This window comes from Streptomyces gelaticus (assembly GCF_014649535.1).
In the GTDB taxonomy this organism is placed as follows: Bacteria; Actinomycetota; Actinomycetes; order Streptomycetales; family Streptomycetaceae; genus Streptomyces; species Streptomyces gelaticus.
Genome location: NZ_BMTF01000110.1, coordinates 1 through 563, shown reverse-complemented (window position 1 = coordinate 563; position 563 = coordinate 1). Strand labels below are relative to the sequence as shown.

General features: G+C 63.8%; 1 pseudogene. It reads left to right on the top strand.

Features of this window, described 5'->3' with window-relative positions:
* Positions 1-551, top strand: a pseudogene (locus IE107_RS34610) (IS5 family transposase); the annotation flags it as partial.
* Between the last annotated feature and the right edge of the window lie 12 nt (positions 552-563).

Below are 563 nucleotides of genomic sequence, written 5' to 3'. Positions count from 1 at the left end.
GTGCTCGACAGGATCGACGAGTGCGGCCTGCTCGACCTGACCCGCGTGGTCCTCGACTCCGCCCACGTACGGGCTAAAAAAGGGGCGAACTCACAGGCCCCAGCCCCGTGGACCGGGGTAAACCGGGTTCCAAGATGCACATCCTGTCGGACGCGAACGGGCTGCCCCTGGTCGTCGGGCTCTCCGCCGGCAACACCCACGACAGCCAAGGCCTGAAGCCCATGGTGGCCGGTCTCCAAACGAGACACGACCCCCACCGCGGCTGGCACTACAAACCCCGCAAACTCCACGCCGACAAAGCCTACGACATACCTGAACTGCGGAAATGGCTCCGCGGAAAACGCATCGGCGTCCGCATCGCCCGCAAAGGAATCGAATCCAGCGAACGACTCGGGCGCCACAGGTGGGTCATCGAACGCACCATGTCCTGGCTGACCGGCTACCGCAGACTCAACCACCGCTACGAACGCCACCCCCGCAACTACCTGGCCTTCCTCGGACTCGCCGCCACACTCTGCTGCTACAAACGACTCGTCCAACTCACCACATAGGACACGGTCTTA